This is a genomic window from Actinomycetospora endophytica (genome assembly GCF_021026375.1).
Lineage (GTDB): Bacteria > Actinomycetota > Actinomycetes > Mycobacteriales > Pseudonocardiaceae > Actinomycetospora > Actinomycetospora endophytica.
Map to the genome: position 1 here is coordinate 246,597 of NZ_JAJNDB010000002.1, position 17,003 is coordinate 263,599.

The 17,003-nt window shown below is 76.2% G+C and carries 12 protein-coding genes; 1 reads left to right on the plus strand and 11 read right to left on the minus strand.

Features of this window, described 5'->3' with window-relative positions; all coding sequences use genetic code 11:
• Window positions 1-6: 6 nt before the first annotated feature.
• From thiD (LQ327_RS12095) to LQ327_RS12145, 11 genes are all read right to left on the minus strand, one after another.
• A complete protein-coding gene (thiD, locus tag LQ327_RS12095; protein WP_230733718.1) occupies window positions 7-837 on the minus strand; it encodes a bifunctional hydroxymethylpyrimidine kinase/phosphomethylpyrimidine kinase in 831 nt (276 codons plus the stop codon).
• A gap of 53 nt (window positions 838-890) precedes the next feature.
• Entirely contained in the window at window positions 891-1,745 is an 855-nt protein-coding gene (gene thiD / locus LQ327_RS12100; RefSeq protein ID WP_230733720.1) for a bifunctional hydroxymethylpyrimidine kinase/phosphomethylpyrimidine kinase, read from the minus strand.
• Complete coding sequence (gene thiC, locus LQ327_RS12105) at window positions 1,742-3,352, minus strand: phosphomethylpyrimidine synthase ThiC (protein WP_230733722.1); 1,611 nt, start codon at window positions 3,350-3,352, stop codon at window positions 1,742-1,744. The genes thiD (LQ327_RS12100) and thiC overlap by 4 nt, the downstream gene beginning before the upstream one ends.
• A 243-nt stretch (window positions 3,353-3,595) precedes the next feature.
• Window positions 3,596-4,537 carry a S1C family serine protease gene (locus LQ327_RS12110; protein WP_230733724.1) on the minus strand — a complete coding sequence of 314 codons (942 nt, stop codon included), beginning with the start codon at window positions 4,535-4,537 and terminating at the stop codon, window positions 3,596-3,598.
• Between the two features lie 126 nt (window positions 4,538-4,663).
• On the minus strand, window positions 4,664-5,956 hold the full coding sequence (locus LQ327_RS12115; RefSeq protein WP_230733726.1) for a lipase family protein: 1,293 nt from the start codon (window positions 5,954-5,956) through the stop codon (window positions 4,664-4,666).
• 80 nt (window positions 5,957-6,036) lie between these two features.
• The gene (locus LQ327_RS12120; RefSeq protein ID WP_230733728.1) at window positions 6,037-7,641 is read right to left on the minus strand and encodes an MFS transporter; all 1,605 of its coding nucleotides are present in this window, start codon (window positions 7,639-7,641) and stop codon (window positions 6,037-6,039) included.
• Complete coding sequence (locus tag LQ327_RS12125; RefSeq protein ID WP_230733729.1) at window positions 7,602-8,645, minus strand: alpha/beta hydrolase; 1,044 nt, start codon at window positions 8,643-8,645, stop codon at window positions 7,602-7,604. Before LQ327_RS12125 ends, LQ327_RS12120 begins: the two co-directional genes overlap by 40 nt.
• Before the next feature lie 120 nt (window positions 8,646-8,765).
• Window positions 8,766-9,596, minus strand: coding sequence for an SDR family NAD(P)-dependent oxidoreductase (locus tag LQ327_RS12130; RefSeq protein WP_230733730.1), 831 nt, complete (start codon window positions 9,594-9,596; stop codon window positions 8,766-8,768).
• Window positions 9,593-13,951: a type I polyketide synthase gene (locus LQ327_RS12135; protein WP_230733731.1), complete on the minus strand. Its 4,359-nt coding sequence runs from the start codon at window positions 13,949-13,951 to the stop codon at window positions 9,593-9,595. The genes LQ327_RS12130 and LQ327_RS12135 overlap by 4 nt, the downstream gene beginning before the upstream one ends.
• Window positions 13,948-15,690: a fatty acyl-AMP ligase gene (locus LQ327_RS12140; RefSeq protein ID WP_230733732.1), complete on the minus strand. Its 1,743-nt coding sequence runs from the start codon at window positions 15,688-15,690 to the stop codon at window positions 13,948-13,950. Before LQ327_RS12140 ends, LQ327_RS12135 begins: the two co-directional genes overlap by 4 nt.
• Window positions 15,691-15,846: 156 nt before the next feature.
• Entirely contained in the window at window positions 15,847-16,434 is a 588-nt protein-coding gene (locus tag LQ327_RS12145; protein ID WP_230733733.1) for a peptide deformylase, read from the minus strand.
• A gap of 197 nt (window positions 16,435-16,631) precedes the next feature.
• Between LQ327_RS12145 and napA the strand changes: the two genes are divergently transcribed.
• Window positions 16,632-16,961, plus strand: a complete 330-nt coding sequence (gene napA, locus LQ327_RS12150; protein ID WP_230733734.1) for a nucleoid-associated protein NapA — start codon at window positions 16,632-16,634, stop codon at window positions 16,959-16,961.
• Window positions 16,962-17,003: the final 42 nt, after the last annotated feature.

Sequence of the window (17,003 nt, forward strand, 5' to 3'; positions counted from 1 at the left end):
GGAAGCCTACGGTTCGTCCCAGTCGGCCAGCGTCCAGAACGGGGAGACGGGGCCGGTGCCCGCCCCGAGGGGGTAGGACTCGGCGACCGCCCGGCGGATGTAGCGCTCGGCGAACGCCACCGCGTCGGGCATCTCCAGGCCCCGGGCCAGCCCCGCGCAGGTGGCGCTCGCGAGGGCGTCGCCGGCGCCGTGCACGTGGGGGGTGTCGATGCGTGGCCCGGAGAACTCCCACGTCCGCTCGCCGTCGGAGAGCAGGTCGGTGACCTCGGGCGAGCCGTGCAGGTGGCCGCCCTTGACCAGCGCCCAGCGCGCGCCGAGGTCGTGCAGCGCGTCGGCGGCCTTCCCGGCGGACTCGCGGTCGCGCACGGTGATCCCGCAGAGCAGCCGGACCTCGTCCAGGTTCGGGGTCACCAGCGCGGCGCGGGGGAAGAGCCGGGTGCGGATGGCGTCCATGGCGTCGTCGGCCAGCAGCGGCTCGCCGTACATCGAGGCGGCGACCGGGTCGACGACGAACGGCACACCCGTGTCGCGCCCGATCCCGACCTCGTCGACGACGTCCGCGACCGCGGAGATGATCTCCGCGGTCGCCAGCATCCCGGTCTTGGCCGCGCCGACCCCGATGTCGCCGACCACGGTCCGGACCTGCGCGGCGACGACGTCCGGGGGCACCAGGTGCACGCCCGAGACGCCGAGCGAGTTCTGCACCGTCACGGCGGTGACCGCCACGCACCCGTGCACGCCGCACGCGGTCATCGCCCGGAGGTCGGCCTCGAGCCCGGCGGCGCCGCCGGAGTCGGAACCGGCGATCGTCAGCGCGCGCGGCGGGGTCTCGGCCATGGGGAGCACGCTCCCATGTGAACGAATTTGGTCGTCCAGGCGACCAAATCCGTTCACATGGGCATGGCCCTGACCGGCCCGTGACCGGCCCCGAGCGGGTAGGAGTGCTCGACCGCGCGGGTGATGAACTCCTTGCCGAGCCCCACCGCGTCGACCAGCGACATCCCCCGCGCCAGCCCGGCCGTGATCGCCGAGGCGAGCGAGTCGCCGCCGCCGTGGGTGTGCGGGCGGTCCAGGCGCGGCGACCGGAACTCGTGCACCTCGCCGTCGACCGACAGCAGGTCCACGCACTCCTGCTGCGGTCTGCCGGAGCTCGCCTCCAGGTGCCCGCCCTTGACGAGCACCGCCGCGGCGCCGAGGGCGTGCAGCGCGGCGGCGGCTTCCCGCGCCGAGGCCTCGTCGACGACCTTGACGCCGACCAGCAGCGCGATCTCGTCGAGGTTCGGCGTCACCAGCGTCGCGCGCGGAAGCAGTTCGGTGCGGACCGCGTCGAGCGCGTCGTCGGCGAGCAGCGGGCTGCCGGACATGGATGCGGCGACGGGGTCGACGACGAACGGCGTCGATCCTGTGACCCCGATCCCCACCTCGTCGCACGCGGCCACCACCGCCTCGATGATCGACCGCGTCGCGAGCATCCCGGTCTTCGCGGCGTCGACGCCCATGTCGCCCGCGACCGTGCGGATCTGGGCGGCGACGACGTCCGGCGGCACCTCGTGGACGTCGCTCACGCCCAGCGAGTTCTGCACGGTCACGGCGGTCACCGCGACCGCCCCGTGCACGCCGCACGCCGCGAACGCGCGCACGTCCGCCGTCATGCCCGCGCCACCGCCGGAGTCGGTGCCGGCGATCGACAGCGCGACGGCGGGTGACTCCCCACGACGGCCGGCGTCGGCCGCCGTCGTCGTCATGACCCCGCCACCGGCAGGTAGACCCGGTTGGCGCGCGAGGCGAACTCCTCCGACTTCTCCGCCATCCCGGCGTCGATCGCCTCGGCGCTGGTCAGCCCGTGCTCCTCGGCATAGGCGCGCACGTCGTGGCTGATCCGCATCGAGCAGAACTTCGGCCCGCACATCGAGCAGAAGTGCGCGGTCTTCGCGGGCTCGGCGGGCAGCGTCTCGTCGTGGAAGCTCCGCGCGGTGTCCGGGTCGAGGGCGAGCCGGAACTGGTCGTGCCAGCGGAACTCGAACCGGGCCTTCGACAGCGCGTCGTCGCGGGCCTGCGCGTTCGGGTGGCCCTTGGCGAGGTCGGCGGCGTGCGCGGCGATCTTGTAGGTGATGACGCCGGTCTTCACGTCGTCGCGGTTCGGCAGCCCGAGGTGCTCCTTGGGCGTGACATAGCAGAGCATCGCCGTCCCGGCCTGGGCGATGTTCGCGGCGCCGATCGCCGAGGTGATGTGGTCGTAGCCCGGCGCGATGTCGGTGGTCAGCGGCCCGAGCGTGTAGAACGGCGCGTCGCCGCACCACTCCTCCTCGAGCCGCACGTTCTCCGCGATCTTGTGCATCGGCACGTGGCCCGGGCCCTCGATCATCACCTGCACGCCCTTGTCCCGGGCGATGTGCGTCAGCTCGCCGAGCGTGCGGAGCTCGGAGAGCTGGGCCTCGTCGTTCGCGTCGGCGATCGATCCCGGCCGCAGCCCGTCGCCGAGCGAGAACGTGACGTCGTAGCGGCGCAGGATGTCGCAGAGCTCGGAGAAGTGGTCGTGGAGGAACGACTCACGGTGATGGGCCAGGCACCACGCGGCCATGATCGACCCGCCGCGGCTGACGATCCCGGTGACCCGCTGCGCGGCCAGCGGGACGTAGCGCAGCAGCACGCCGGCGTGCACCGTCATGTAGTCGACGCCCTGCTCGCACTGCTCGATCACGGTGTCGCGGTAGAGCTCCCAGGTGAGCGACGCCGGGTCGCCGTTCACCTTCTCCAGCGCCTGGTAGATCGGCACCGTGCCGATGGGGACCGGCGAGTTGCGCAGGATGCCCTCGCGGGTGGCGTGGATGTCGGCGCCGGTCGAGAGGTCCATGACGGTGTCGGCGCCCCAGCGCGTCGCCCACACCATCTTCTCGACCTCCTCGGCGAGCCCACTGGAGACCGCCGAGTTGCCGATGTTCGCGTTGATCTTCACAGCGAAGGCCTTGCCGATGATCATCGGCTCGGACTCCGGGTGGTGGTGGTTCGCGGGGATGACGGCCCGGCCGGCGGCGACCTCCGTGCGGACCAGTTCGGGGTCGAGCCCCTCCCGGACCGCGACGTAGCGCATCTCCGGGGTGGTCTCGCCGTCGCTGGCCCGCTCGAGCTGGGTCCGCGTGCCGGTCCACGGTTCCCGACGACGGGGCAGGCCCGCCTCGACGTCGACGGCCGGATTCTCGTCGGTGTACGGCCCGGAGGTGTCGTAGACGTCGAGGTGGGTGCCGTCGGTCAGCTCGACGCGGCGCGCGGCGACGTCGACCCCGTCGGGGCCGGGCAGATGGATCCGGTGGGACCCGTCGATCGGGCCGGTGGTGATCGTGGGCGCGTTCATGCTGCGCGAAGCCTCCCTACGCCGGCATTACCCGGTCAGGTTCGTGCGGTCGGCGGCACCGGGACCCTCGTCCCAGCCGCCCTCTCAGCCCGCTCCTGGCGCGAGCTCCCGCGGTGTGCAGTTGTCCGTTCGGCGACCGACCGTGCCATCCCCGGGGCGGGCGGGCAAGCCAGGTGCGCTCCGCGCTCGTGAGCACAAATTGATGCCCTGACGTCAATTTGTGCTCACAGGCGCGGAGCGCACCTACGCACCCAGCTCCGTCGGCGTCGCGAGCACGTCGACCATGGCCTGTCCGCGCAGCACCGTCACCGGCAGCGTGCGCCCGATCGACCCCGCGAAGAGGCGTCGCTGCAGGCCCTGGGCGTCGACGACGGGCTCGCGGTCGGCGGACACCACCAGATCCCCCGCGCGCAGGCCGGCCCGCGCGGCCGGACTCCCCGCGACGACGTCGGCCACCCGCAGACCCCGCGCCCGGCCGAGCCGCGCCGCCACGTCCACCGGCAGCGGGGCAGGGGCGCCGACGACGCCGAGGTAGCCGCGCCGCACCCGGCCCTCGCGGCGCAGGGCGTCGAGGATGTCGCGGGTCGTCGTCGTGATCGGGACCGCGAGGCCCAGCCCGACGCCCGCGACCGCGGTGTTGATGCCGATCACGCTCCCGGACGCGTCGGCCAGCGCGCCGCCCGAGTTCCCGGGGTTGAGCGCGGCGTCGGTCTGGATCACGTCCTCGACGACGCGGCTCGCGGACCCGTCGCGTGTGGGCAGCGACCGGCCCAGGCCGCTGACGACGCCCGCGGTGACGCTCCCCGCGAGGCCGAACGGGTTGCCGACGGCGACGACGAGCTGGCCGACCCGGAGCCCGGCGGCGTCGCCCAGGGTGACCGGGGACGGGGTGTCGGCGTCCGGGTGGGCGGCGAGCACGGCGAGGTCGGAGAGCGGGTCGGCGCCGAGGACGCGGACGTCGGCGTGGGTGCCGTCGGCGAACGTGGCGCGGCCGGAACGGGTGCGCGCGACGACGTGGGCGTTGGTCACCAGGACGGCGCCGTCCCCGGCCGGGTCGCGCACGACGACCGCGGAGCCCGCGCCGCGCGGGTTCTCCGGGTCGCCGACGGCGAGGGCGGCCACGGCGGGGCCGACCGTCTCCGCGACGGCGACCACGGTGCGGGAGTAGGAGTCGAGCTCGTCCACACCGTCGTGCTTACACCGTTGCAGCGCTTGCAGGTGATCGTGTGCGCTCAGGGCGAACCCGGTGTCAGCGATGCGGCAGCGCTGACGCTCAACGACAGCTATGCCGCATCGCTGACGGTTGAAGCGTCACGGATTGCACGACCCCGCCAGCGGACGGCCCGCGAACGCGTCGCCCAGCCACGTGATCGCGGTCGCCCCGCCCCGGAGCGCGCCCGCGCTGTGCCCGCCGGGCTCGGTGTCGAGCCGGGTGTCGACGCCCTTCGCGCACCAGCTCCGGTGCAGCGCCGACGCCTGCGCGAACGGGACGAGCTCGTCGGACGTCGCGTGGAACTGCAGGATCGGCACCTTCGGGGGCGGCGCCGTCATGAGGTTCGTCGCCGCGAGCGCCCGGGCCACCTCGGGCCGGGCGGCGACGGCCGCGAACGACTGGTGCCCGCTCGTCACGTCGGCCACGTGCACCCCGCCGACCGCGTTGAACGCCGCGTCCCCGAGGCACGACTGCGACAACCGCGCCGCCCCCGCCCGCCCGGCGTCGTCGAGCAGCCCGTCCAGGTCGATGTCCAGGTACGCGTTCCCGAGCCCGATCAGCGCGCTGAACAGCAGCCCCGCGCCCGGCTTGCCGTCGAGCGCGCGCCCGACCGCCGTGAGATCCGCCGGCACCCCGCCCGCCGCCGCGCCGACCAGGTGGACGTCGGGCGCGTACTGCGGCTGCGCGGACGCGGCCCAGGCTGCCGCGGCGCCGCCCTGCGAGTAGCCGGCCACCGCCCAGGGCGTCGACGCCGTGATCCCGCTCCCGGGCACCGCGCGGGCCGCCCGGGAGACGTCGAGCAGCGCGTGCGCCATCGCGGGCCCGACGACGTAGGACGGCTTCCCGCCCTCGGTGTAGCCGTCGTAGTCGGTGACCGCGACGCCCCACCCGCGCGCGAGCAGCGCCGAGACGGACAGCGCCTCGGCCTCGGTGCCGTCGACGAGCCGCCGCGACGGGGCGCACTGCTCGCCGAGCCCCTGGCTGCCCGGGGCGTACGCGACCCAGGGCCGCGGTCCGGGCCCGGTCCACGGCGCCGTCGGCACGATGACGGTGCCGGTGACGGCCTCGTCGGCGCCGGTCGCGCTGCGGGAGTGGTGCAGCACCAGGGTCGTACTCCCGGCACCGAGCAGCTGGGCCGTGACCGGCTGGGTGCGCACGAGGTCGCCCGGTGCGCCGGGCGGGAGGGGATTCGGTGCGGCGTGGACGTCGCCGGTCGGGACCGGGTCGGGCGCCGGGGAATCCGACGACGGAGCCCCTGAGGGAGCCCCCGACGACGGGGCGGCGGACGACGACGCCGACGGGTCGCCGGCCCCGTCCGCCCCGCACCCGGCGAGGAACAGCGCGACGGCGGCGAGCGCGGCGACGAGCAGGGCGGGCCTCGGTCGGGACACGTGCCATCCTCTCCCGGGACCGGGTCGCGCCGCTCAGCGGCAGTGCGTCCGGAGGCTCAGCGCCGGTGGCGCCCGGCGGCTCAGCGCCGATGGCGTCCGGCCGCGGCGGACGCGGCCGGCACCGGAAAGGCCACCGTCGCCGCCGTGTGCACCCGGTGACGGGCCGACCCGACGGCGGACGGCGCACCGCCCAACCGCCACGTCGCGACCAGCGCGAGCGCCAGCGCCACCGCGGTGAGCATGAGGGCCCGCGCGACGCCGTGGGCGAGGGCCGGCGCCGCGAAGGTCACCGCGCCCAGGACGGCCACCCCGAACGCCGCCCCCACCTGCTGAGCGGTCGTCATCGCGCCGGACCCGGCCCCGACGTCGTCACCGGCCAGATCCGCGAGCACGATCGACCCGAGCTGCGCCGACGCCAGCCCCAGCCCGAGCCCGTAGAGCACCAGCAGGGCGGCGCCGAGCGCGAACGGCGACGCCCCGGTCGACACCACCCCGGCCAGCCCCGCCGCCGCGGCGCCCTCGCAGGCCAGCCCCGCACGCACCGTCGTCCGCGGGCCCACCCGGCGCACCAGCACCGAGGTGGTCACCCCGCCGGCGAGGGCCGCCCCTGCCGGGAACACCAGTAGCACGGCGGCCTGCGCGGCGCTCCAGCCCAGCACGTCCTGCCACCAGAACGGCAGCACGAACATCAGGCCGAACTCGCCGAAGTGGATCACCGAGGCGGCGGCCGTCCCCGCTCGGAAGGACCGGATCCGCAGCAGCCGCGGGGCGAGCAACGGGACCGCGCCGGCGGCCGCGAGCCGGCGCTGCCGCACGGCGAACGCCGCCACGCAGCCGACGGCCACGACCACCAGGACCGGCACCGGGGACACCGGCCAGCCGGCCGGAGCGGCGACGCCGGGGACCCACCAGCCCCATGCCGGGCCCTGCACCAGCGCGAGCACCCCCGCCCCGACACCCAGCACCGAGAGCAGCGCGCCCACGAGGTCCACCGACCCGGTCGGCTCGCGGCTCTCGGGCAGCGCGAGCCGGGCCGCGACGGCGATCGCCGCGCCGACCGGGACGAAGGCCGCGAACACCGCGCGCCAGCCCAGCGTGGAGGTCAGCCAGCCGCCGAGCAGGGCGCCGATGCCCGCGGTCGCGGCGATCGTGGCGCCCCACAGCGCGAAGGCGGTGCCGCGGATCGGCCCGCGGAACGTCGCGCCGAGCGCGGAGAGTGTGGCGGGGAAGACGAGGGCGGCCCCGGCGCCCTGCAGGGCGCGGGCGACGAGCAGGACCGCGGGCCCGGGCGCGGCGGCGGCCAGGGCACCGGCGCCGGCGAGGAGGATGGCCCCGGCGGCGAGGCAGCGGCGGCGACCGTAACGGTCGCCCAGCCGGCCGGCGGAGAGGAGCAGCGAAGCGAAGACGACGGTGTAGGCCTCGACGACCCACTGCGCGCCCCCGCCGCCGATCCCGAGATCGGCGACGAGGGCGGGTGCCGCGAGGTTGACCACCGTGGCGTCGACGACGACCAGACCCGCACCCGCGCTCGCCGTCGCGATGACGGCGGCGGCGGCCAACCCGGTCGGGTCGTCGTCGCCGGGGTCGTCCGGCCGCAGTGCGGCGAACTGGACGGTCGGCGCCCCGGCGAGCGCCGCGGACGTCGTCAGGCGGGGATCCCCAGCGCGGCCGCGATCGTCGGCCACGCCTTCTTGTACTCCTGGTTCCACAGCGGCCAGTTGTGGACGCCCGTGGGCGGGAAGTCCGCGGTGACCGGAACCCCGGAGGCGCTGGCCTTCTGCGCGAAGAGCACCGACGTGGCGAACGCGGCGGACTCCAGCGAGCTGCCCTGCGCGGCCCCGGACAGCGCCGCGGCCGGGTTCTGCAGGACCTGCGCGACGGCGGGGTCACCGGCGCCGGTCAGCGAGGGAACCCCGCTCGAGGCCGAGATGAACACCGCGGTGCTGCGGAGGTTCTGCACGTTCGTCGCCGGGTCCTGCGCCGCCCAGACCGCGGACTGCGCGTTCGGGTCGCCCCACGGGAGCTCCGGGTTGACGCCCACGTCCGACATGGACTTCTGGTACAGCGCGGAGATGCCGGGCGCCGAGGAGAACGGGATGCCCGAGAACGAGGCGGCGGCCGCCCACTGGCCCGGCTGGTGCTCCGCGTACTTCAGCGCGGCGTGCCCGCCGAGCGAGAGGCCCATGACGGCCTGGCGGGCGCTGCCCTTGAACTGCGAGCGGATGAGGTTCGGCAGCTCGACGGTGTTGAAGGTCTCCCAGCGGGGGCCGCCGGCGAACCAGTCGCTGAACATGCCGCCCTTGGCCGTCGGGGGCAGGACGACCAGCGCGTCGTGGGCCGCGGCGAAGGCGGGAAGGTCCGTCAGCTTCGTCCAGGCCTTGTCGTCGGTCTCGTCCATGCCCGACAGCGCGTAGAGGGTCGGGATGTTCGCGCTGTTCGCGTAGCCGCGCGGCAGGAGCAGCGTCACGGGCAGCGTCGCGTTCATCGACGGCGAGAACACCTGCAGGTCGATCTCCGAGGCGCCTCGGACGACCTCGGAGACGACGCGCGCCCCTCCCGCGGGGGCCGGGGCGGCGGGGGCGGCGGTCGCCGTCCCGGAGAGGCCGCTGACCAGTGCGGCGGTCACCGCGACGGCGAGGGTCGCGGCGCGACCCGAGCCCGCGCGCAGGCCCCTGGGGCGTCGGAACACGTGCGCTCCTGAAGGTTCTCGTGGTGTCCGCCGGATGCCGGACCCGTCTCGTCCGGAACAACGAGAGTCATCGCACAACGTGACGGCTCGGCGACGTTCCGGTCACACCGGTTGGGCCGCTCAGTGCCGGGCGGCGAGCAGGCGATCCCGCACCCGGCCGGGCAGGGTCGCGAGAGCCGCGGCGAGGTGCGCGTCGCGGCCGACGAGGCGACGCGGCCGCGGCCGGGCGGCCTCGATCTCGTGCACGATCACGTCGGCCACCCGCTCCGGCGGCGCGCCGCTCTCGGCGTTGCGCGCCCCCTCGGCGGCGAGGTCGTCCCACAGCGCGCCGTAGTCGCGCGCCACCTCGGGGCCGAGCCGGTCGCGGAGGTCCGCGGTGGCGGCCAGCGCCCGGTGCCAGATCGGGCTCGCGGTCACCCCGGGCTCGACGAGCACCACCGGCACCCCGCGCGGGGCGAGCTCGGCGCGCAGGACCTGGGTGGCCGCGGCGAGCGCCGCCTTCGACGCGGCGTACGCCCCGAGCATCGGCCCCGCGAGCCGGCCGGCGAGCGAGCCCACGACCACCACCCGGCCACCGTCCCGGCGCAGCGCCGGCAGCGCGGCCTGGACGAGCGCGACCTGCCCGACGACGTTGACCTCGAGCACCCGGCGCAGTTCGTCGACCGGCAGGTGGGCCAGCGGCGCGGCGGTCGCGATGCCCGCGTTCGCGACGACGGCGTGCAGCGGACCCGCCGCGGCGACGTCGCCGACCACCTCGGTCATGCCCTCGGTGTCGGTGACGTCGAAGCGCACCACCCGCAGGCGGCCGCCGTCGTGCCGACGCTCCAGCGCGGCGGCGTCCGCGGGATCGCGCACCGAGGCGGTGACCTGGTGGCCGCGCGCCAGCAGGACGTCGACCGTCGCCGCGCCGATGCCGGACGAGGCGCCGACCACGAGCACGTGGGAGCTCATCCGCTGCTCCCGGCCAGCGCCCCCCACCGCGCGGCGAGGTCCCGCGCGATGGCGTGCGCGTGCGGCGGGTCGATGATCCCGAGGTGGTCCGTGTCCATCCCGACGACCTCGAGGTCGGGCACCGCGTCGCCCCACCCGCCGTCGGGACCGAGCCGGTTGTAGCGCGGGTCGAGGACCTCGAAGTCCGGGCACGGGTGCAGCGCGCGGTACTGCACGGCGGGCACCGTGAGCCGCCGCGGCACGTGCGTCTCGGCGTCGCGGGCGTCGAGGATCGAGGTCCGCTGGTGCTCGAGCGCGGCCGGGCCCCACGGCTCGGGGGCCTGGAGCAGGGCGCGGACGAGCCGTTCGAGCTGCGCGTCCTCGTCGAGCTCGGCGAGCCCGTCGAGGTCGATCGCCAGCACGGTGTCGTGGGTCTGCTCGAGGTGGCGGACCAGCCGGGAGAGCCGCCCGGCGGTGAAGGCCCGCGGGTCGGCCGGGAGCTCCTGGCCCGGTGCGGCGGCCGGCCGCAGCGCGTCGACCAGGGCGACGATCTCGACGTCGTGCCCCTCGGCGGTGAGCGCGACGGCGGCCTCCTGCGCCAGCACGCCGCCGAACGACCAGCCCAGCAGGCGGTACGGGCCCACCGGCTGCAGGCCCCGAACCTCGGCGAGGTGATCGCGCACCCGCTCGGTGACCGGCCCGGGCGACGGGGCGCGCTCGTGGCCGTAGCAGGCGACGTTGCGCGGCAGGCCGGCGACGAGCGGGCCGTAGACCGCGGTCGGGGTGCCCGCGGGGTGGAACAGGTGCAGCGGGGTCACCCCGGGCTCGCCCTCGCGCAGCACCGTGACCGCGGGCAGGTCCGTGATGATCACCGCCGGGGCGGCCGTCGCGGGCCCGGCGCCCGTCGTGGGGTCGGGCTCCTGCGCGAGCTGGCGGACCGTCGCGTGCGCCAGCAGCTCGGGCACGGTGACGACGACGCCGAGCTGGGACTCCAGCAGGCGGCGCAGCCGCACCGCGCCGAGCGAGTCCAGCCCGATCGCGCCGAGGTCGGCGTCGACGTCGAGACGGCGCTCGTCGAGGCCCAGGATGTCGGCGGTGACGCGCCGGACGCGGTCGAGGTGGGAGTCGGCGCCCACGACCGGTGCGTCGTCCGGGCCCTGGGCCCGGATGCGCGCGGTGACGACCGGCACCCACTCGCCGTCGGGGGTGCGCAGGTGCACCTCGACGGTGCCGTCGCGGCGGGCGAGGGTGCTGAGCGCGGCGCCCCGGCCGACCGGGCCGCGTCCGGGGTCCGCGAGCTGGTGCCACTCGTCGACGCCCGCGCCGCCCGGACCGTGGCGGTGCTCGGCGGCGGCGAGCACGCGCTCGCGCAGGCGCGCCGGGGTCAGGTCGTCCCGGTCCGCGGGGGCCTGCCACACGTCCGCCGAGCCGCCGGGCAGCTCCTGGTGGGCGCCGAGCAGGGGGTGGCCGGTCGGGCGGGCGACGGCACCAGGCAGGGTCGGCCCGGCCGGCTCCGCCCAGAACGTCTCGTGGCGCCACACCGGTCCGGGCAGGTCGACGACCCGCCCGCCCGGGAGGACCGCGGCCCAGTCGATCGCGATGCCGGACACGTGCAGCTGGGCCTGCGCCCCGCGCAGGGCGCGCACCTCGTCGTCGCCGCGGCGGACCGAGGACACCAGCACCGGCTCGGTCGGGCGCGCGGCGAGCGTGCGGGCCGTGGCGCCGAGGACCACCGGGTGCGGCGAGAGCTCCAGGAACCGGGTGTGCCCGTCGGTCCCGGCGGCGGTGACGGCGTCGGCCCAGCGCACCGGGTTGCGGGCGGCGTCGGCCCAGTGGGCGGCGTCGCCGATCGGGGTCAGGCGCGGGTCGTCCCCGGTCGTGTCGTACCAGGGGACCGTCGCGGGCCGGATCTCCAGGTCGGTGAGCTCGCGCCGCAGCGCGACCCGCACCGGTTCGACGGCGGCGGTGTGGCAGGCCACGGCCAACGGCAGGACCCGCGCGGTGCGGCCCCACTCGCGCGCGGCACCGACCACCCGGTGCACGGCGGCGGCGGGCCCGGACACGGTGAGCTGGTCGGGCGCGGCGTGCACCGCGATCTCCACCTCGTGGCCGACCATAGACGCCAGCTCGTCGGGGGTGAGCTCCACCGACGCCATGGCGCCGTCCCCGGCGGCGTCGAGCTCGGCGAGCAGCCGGGCGCGGACCGCCATGACCCGGACCCCGGAGTCCTCGGTGAGCACGCCCGCCGTCACGGCGGCGGCCACCTCGCCCATGGAGTGCCCGACGACGGCCGCGGGCCGGACCCCGGCGGCCCGCCAGGTCGCCGCGAGCGCCAGCTGGACGCCGCACACCGCGAGCTGGGTGCGGGCGAGGTCGGACTCCGGCGGGGGATCGGTGAGCAGCGCGGTCAGGCTCCGCCCGGCGTAGCGGGTGAACGACGGGTCGAGGCGGGCGACCGCCTCGGCGAAGGCGGGCTCGCCGTCGAGCAGGCCGCGGCCGGTGCCGGGCCACCACGAGCCGTGGCCGCCGAAGAGCCAGACCACGCCCGGCCCGGCGGTCGGGTCCGGCTCGGCGGTCGAGGAGGAGCGGTCGGAGCCGGCCAGCCGCGCCGCGAGCTCCTCGGCGTCCGAGGCGACCACCGCGAGTCGGCGGCGCCGGCCGGCGCGCCCCGAGGTCGCGTCGCGCCGCGCGAGGGTGTGCGCGACGTCGGCCGGGCTCGGGCGGTCCTCGACGGGCCGATCGGTCAGCCACCGGCCGAGCGTGCGGGCCGCCTCGTGCAGGCGGTCGTCGTCGGGGGCGGACAGGACGGCGACGACGGGTCCCTCGCCCGGCTCGGGGGTCGACGGTGCCGCGGGAGCCTCGGTGAGCACCGCGTGCGCGTTGGTGCCGCTGAACCCGAACGCCGACACCCCGGCCACGGCCCGCCCGCCGTGGCGCGGCCAGGCGGTGGGGTGCCCGACGACGCGCAGCCCGGCGGCCGCGAGGTCGAGGTGCGGGCTGGGCTCGTCCTGGTGCAGCGTGGCCGGGATCCGGTCGTGGCCCAGGGCGAGCACGACCTTGATCAGCCCGACGATGCCCGCCGCGGCCTCGGTGTGCCCCACGTTCGACTTCACCGAGCCGATCAGCAGCGCGTCCTCGCCCGACCGGCCCGCGCCGAGCGCCGCGCCGAGGGCACCGGCCTCGATCGGGTCGCCGAGCGCGGTCCCGGTGCCGTGGGCCTCGACGTAGTCGACACTCGCCGGGTCGAGGCCCGCCGTGCGGTACGCGGCGGTCAGCAGGTCGCGCTGCGCACCGGGGTGCGGCGCGGTGAGGCCCTGCGAGTGCCCGTCGGCGTTCACCGCGGTCGCGGCGAGCAGGGCGAGCACCCGGTCGCCGTCGTGCGCCGCGTCGGCGAGGCGCTTGAGGACGACGACGCCCACGCCCTCGCCGCGGGCGATGCCGTCGGCGGCGGCGTCGAACGGGGCGCACCGGCCCCGCGGCGACAGCGCCCCGAGGGCCTCCATCGACGCCTGGGCCTGCGCGGTCGCGAGCACGTTGGTGCCGCCCACGATCGCCAGGTCGATCTCCCCGGCGCGCAGGGCGTGGGCGGCCTGGTGCAGCGCGACCAGCGACGACGAGCACGCGGTGTCGACGGTGAGCGCGGGTCCCCGCAGGTCGAGCACGTAGCCCAGGCGCCCGGCGACGACGGCGGCCGAGGTGCCGGTGGCGTGCCACGGCTCGCCCGGGCTGCCGGGGTAGTCGGTGGAGGACACCCCCACGTAGACGCCGGTGGCGCTGCCGCGCAGCGCGGCGGGGTCGATCGCGGCGTGGGCGAGGGCCTCGTGCGCGACCTCGAGCAGCAGCCGCTGCTGCGGGTCCGCCGCGGCGGCCTCGCGCGGCGAGATGCCGAAGAAGCCGGCGTCGAAGCCCGCGACGTCGTCGAGGAAGCCGCCGCGGTCGCAGACGTCCGGCCGGTGGGCCCAGCGCCCGGACGGGACCGGCCCGACGGCGTCGCCGCCGCGCTCGAGCAGCTCCCAGAACGCCTCTGGCGAGTCCACGCCGCCGGGCAGCCGACAGCCGAGGCCGACGAGGGCGAGCGGCTCGTCGGCGGCCGGGCGGCCGTCGGCGGACGGACCGCTCGCGGGGGCCGCCTCGGGGCTCGCGGGCTCGAGCGCGCCGACGAGCGTGGAGATCGTCGGCGACTCCCACAGCACCGTCGTCGGCAGGTCGACGCCGAGCTCGTCGCCGATCTCGCCGGAGAGCGCGACGATGTCCCGGGACGACAGCCCGAGGTCCTCGAGCGGGGTGTCGGCGTCGAGCTCGGCGGGGTCGAGGTCGCACCAGGACGCGACCAGCTCGACGAGCCGGCTCCGCAGGTCCTGCTCCGCGGTCGTCACCGTGCCCCCACGGGCTCGTCGGCCAGGTAGGCCTGGCGGCTGGCGGCGCGGGCGATCTTGCCGCTGCTGGTGCGCGGGAGCTCGTTCGGCGGGACGAACCGGACCTCGCGGACCGGCACGCCGTGCTGGGCGGAGACCGCGCGGCGGACCGCCTTGGCCGCGCTGCCGTCGTCGTCGCGGTGCCGGCGCACGGCGAGGACCACCACCTGCTCGCCGTCGCCGCCGTCCACCCCGAACGCGGCGACCAGCCCCTGCCGGACCTCCGGGTCGGCCGACTCGGCGGTCGCCTCCAGGTCCTGCGGGTAGTGGTTGCGCCCGTCGACGATGATCATGTCCTTGAGGCGCCCGGTGATGAACAGGGAGCCGTCGTGGACGACGGCGAGGTCCCCGGTGCGCATCCACGGGCCGGCCGGGTGCTCGCCGCGGGTGTCCTCGGCGAGGGTGGCCCCGAAGGTCTCCCGGGAGCGTTCGCCGCCCCCGTGGTAGCCCTGCCCCACGTTCGGGCCCCGGCACCACAGCTCGCCGACGGCGCCGTCGGGCTGCGGCCGCCGCGCCGCCGGATCCACGACGACGGCCGACTGGCCCACGGCCGTCCCGCAGGTCACGAGCGTGCTCGCCGTGTCGTGGTCGGGGGCCGGGACGGCCTCGCCGGTCCGCAGCCGCTCGGCGTCGAGGGTGACCGCGTGCGGCTCCGTGCCCGCCCGGCCGGTGGCGACGAAGACTGTCGCCTCGGCCAGCCCGTACGAGGGACGGTGCGCGTCGCGGCGGAACCCGACCGGGCCGAAGCGCTCCGCGAACCGCTCGATCGTGGCGAGGCGGACCGGCTCGCTGCCGTTGACCAGCGCGGCGACCCCGCTCAGGTCGAGGCGTTCGAGGTCGGCGTCGCGCACCCGGCGCACGCAGTGGTCGAACGCGAAGTTCGGGGCGGCGGCGAAGGTGCCCCGCCCGCCGGCGAGCAGGTCGAGCCAGCGCGCCGGGCGCTGCACGAACGCGGCCGGGTCCATGAGGTCCGACGCCAGCCCGGTGCACACCGGCAGCAGCACCCCGGTGACCAGGCCCATGTCGTGGAAGAGCGGCAGCCAGGTCACGCAGCGGTTGGTGTCGCGGTGCAGGTCGTACGCGGCGACGAGCTGGGCGCAGTTCGCGGCGACGTTCGCGTGGGTCACCACGACGCCGGCCGGGGACCGGGTCGAGCCCGAGGTGTACTGCAGGTAGGCGATGTCGTCGGGAGCGGGGACCGGCAGGTCCGCCCGGCTCGGGGCGGGGAGCGCGTCGGTCGTGCCGTCGAGGGCGAGCACGCGGCCGGCGGCGCCGGTGGCCTCGACGACCTCGACGCTGCCCGGGGTGACGAGGGCGAGCGCGGGGGTGCAGTCGTCGAGCACCGCGCGGACGCGCTCGGCGTGGCCGCGGTGGTCCGGACCGAACAGCGGCACCGCGACGAGGCCGGCCCGGACCGCGGCGAGCATGCCGACGACGAACTCCAGCCCGGTGGGCAGCATGATCGCGCAGCGCTCGCCGGGCTCGGCGACCGCGAGCAGCCGGCGGGCGAGGTCGTCGGTGTCGCGCTCCAGCTCGGCCCAGGTCAGCGAGGACCGGTACGACGGTGACGCCGCGTGGTCGGTGAAGGTGTACGCGGTGGACGTGCCGCGCTCGGCGGCCCACGTCGCCGGGCCGGTCACCATCGGGACCGGACCCGCCGGGCAGGAGTCGGCCACCGGATGGTTCAGGACCGTCGTCACAGAGCGCCCCCGGATCTTCGTCGTGCGTCGTCGAGGACGGCCCGCGGGGCCGTCACCGGTGCAACGAGCGACCCGCGGACCGCGATGCGGCTGACTGTGACGTCACAGTCACCGACAGTGTTCAGCGAGTGGTCATTCCGGGTTCAATGACCGGGGTCAGTGGCCGAAGGGGTCCGGGTCGACGCCCGGCATCCACGAGAGGCCGGGCACGCCCCAGCCGTGGGCGCGCACCGCGCGCTTGGCCGCCCGCTTGTTCCGGCCGATCAGCCGATCGGTGTAGACGAGGCCGTCGAGGTGGTCGGTCTCGTGCTGCAGGCACCGGGCGAAGAAGCCGCGGCCCTCGACCTTCACCGGCTCGCCCTCGACGTCGTACCCGGTCACGGCCGCCCAGTCCGCGCGCCCGGTCGGGAAGGACTCGCCGGGCACCGACAGGCAGCCCTCGGAGTCGTCGTCCTCGTCGGGCATGGTCTCGGGGACCGGGTCGGTCTCCAGGGTCGGGTTGACGACGACGCCGCGGCGCCGTTCCCCCTCGAGCTCCGGGTCGGGGCAGTCGAAGACGAACACCCGCCGGCCCACGCCGATCTGGTTCGCCGCGAGGCCGACCCCGTGGGCCGCGTCCATCGTCTCGAAGAGGTCGTCGACGAGGGTCCGCAGCTCGTCGGAGGCGAACTCGTCGTCGTCGAACGGCCGCGTCGGGGCGTGCAGGACGGGGTCGCCGGTGATGACGATCGGGCGGACGGTCACGGCGAGGCAGCGTAGTGACCTGGCTGGCGGGGCCGGGTGGCGGTGGTGACGCCGTGCGTTGCCAGGGAGTTGTCGGAGGGCCGTGGTTGAATGGAGGACGCCGGAATGACACCCGTGTCATTCGGGTACGGATTCGCGGCGCCGACACCGCAGGCCCCGTCGGGAGCCCGGAGGAACGAGCCTCTCCGAGGAGAGTGATGGACGCTCCAGCAGCTTCGACCGACCCGACGCTGCCCACCGGCTCGCCCGGGCGGCACGCCTCGGCCCCGGACGACGGTCTGACCCGCCGGGATCGCGAGATCCTCGCCTTCGAGCGCCAGTGGTGGAAGTACGCCGGCGCCAAGGAACAGGCGATCCGCGAGCTGTTCGACATGTCGGCCACCCGCTATTACCAGGTGCTCAACGCCCTCGTGGACCGTCCGGAGGCCCTCGCGGCCGACCCGATGCTCGTGAAGCGACTGCGCCGGCTGCGTCAGACACGGCAACGCGCCCGTGCGGCGCGTCGCCTCGGTGTGGAGCCGACCTAGTGATTCCCTGATCCCCGACGAGGTCGCCGCCCGAGCGAGTGC

Excerpts from the sequence above, each read along its gene's own strand:
- thiD (WP_230733718.1), bottom strand. The coding sequence starts at position 837 with ATGGCCGAGACCCCGCCGCGCGCGCTGACGATCGCCGGTTCCGACTCC.
- thiD (WP_230733720.1), bottom strand. The coding sequence starts at position 1,745 with ATGACGACGACGGCGGCCGACGCCGGCCGTCGTGGGGAGTCACCCGCC.
- thiC (WP_230733722.1), bottom strand. The coding sequence starts at position 3,352 with ATGAACGCGCCCACGATCACCACCGGCCCGATCGACGGGTCCCACCGG.
- LQ327_RS12130 (WP_230733730.1), bottom strand. The coding sequence starts at position 9,596 with ATGAGCTCCCACGTGCTCGTGGTCGGCGCCTCGTCCGGCATCGGCGCG.
- napA (WP_230733734.1), top strand. The coding sequence starts at position 16,632 with ATGGACGCTCCAGCAGCTTCGACCGACCCGACGCTGCCCACCGGCTCG.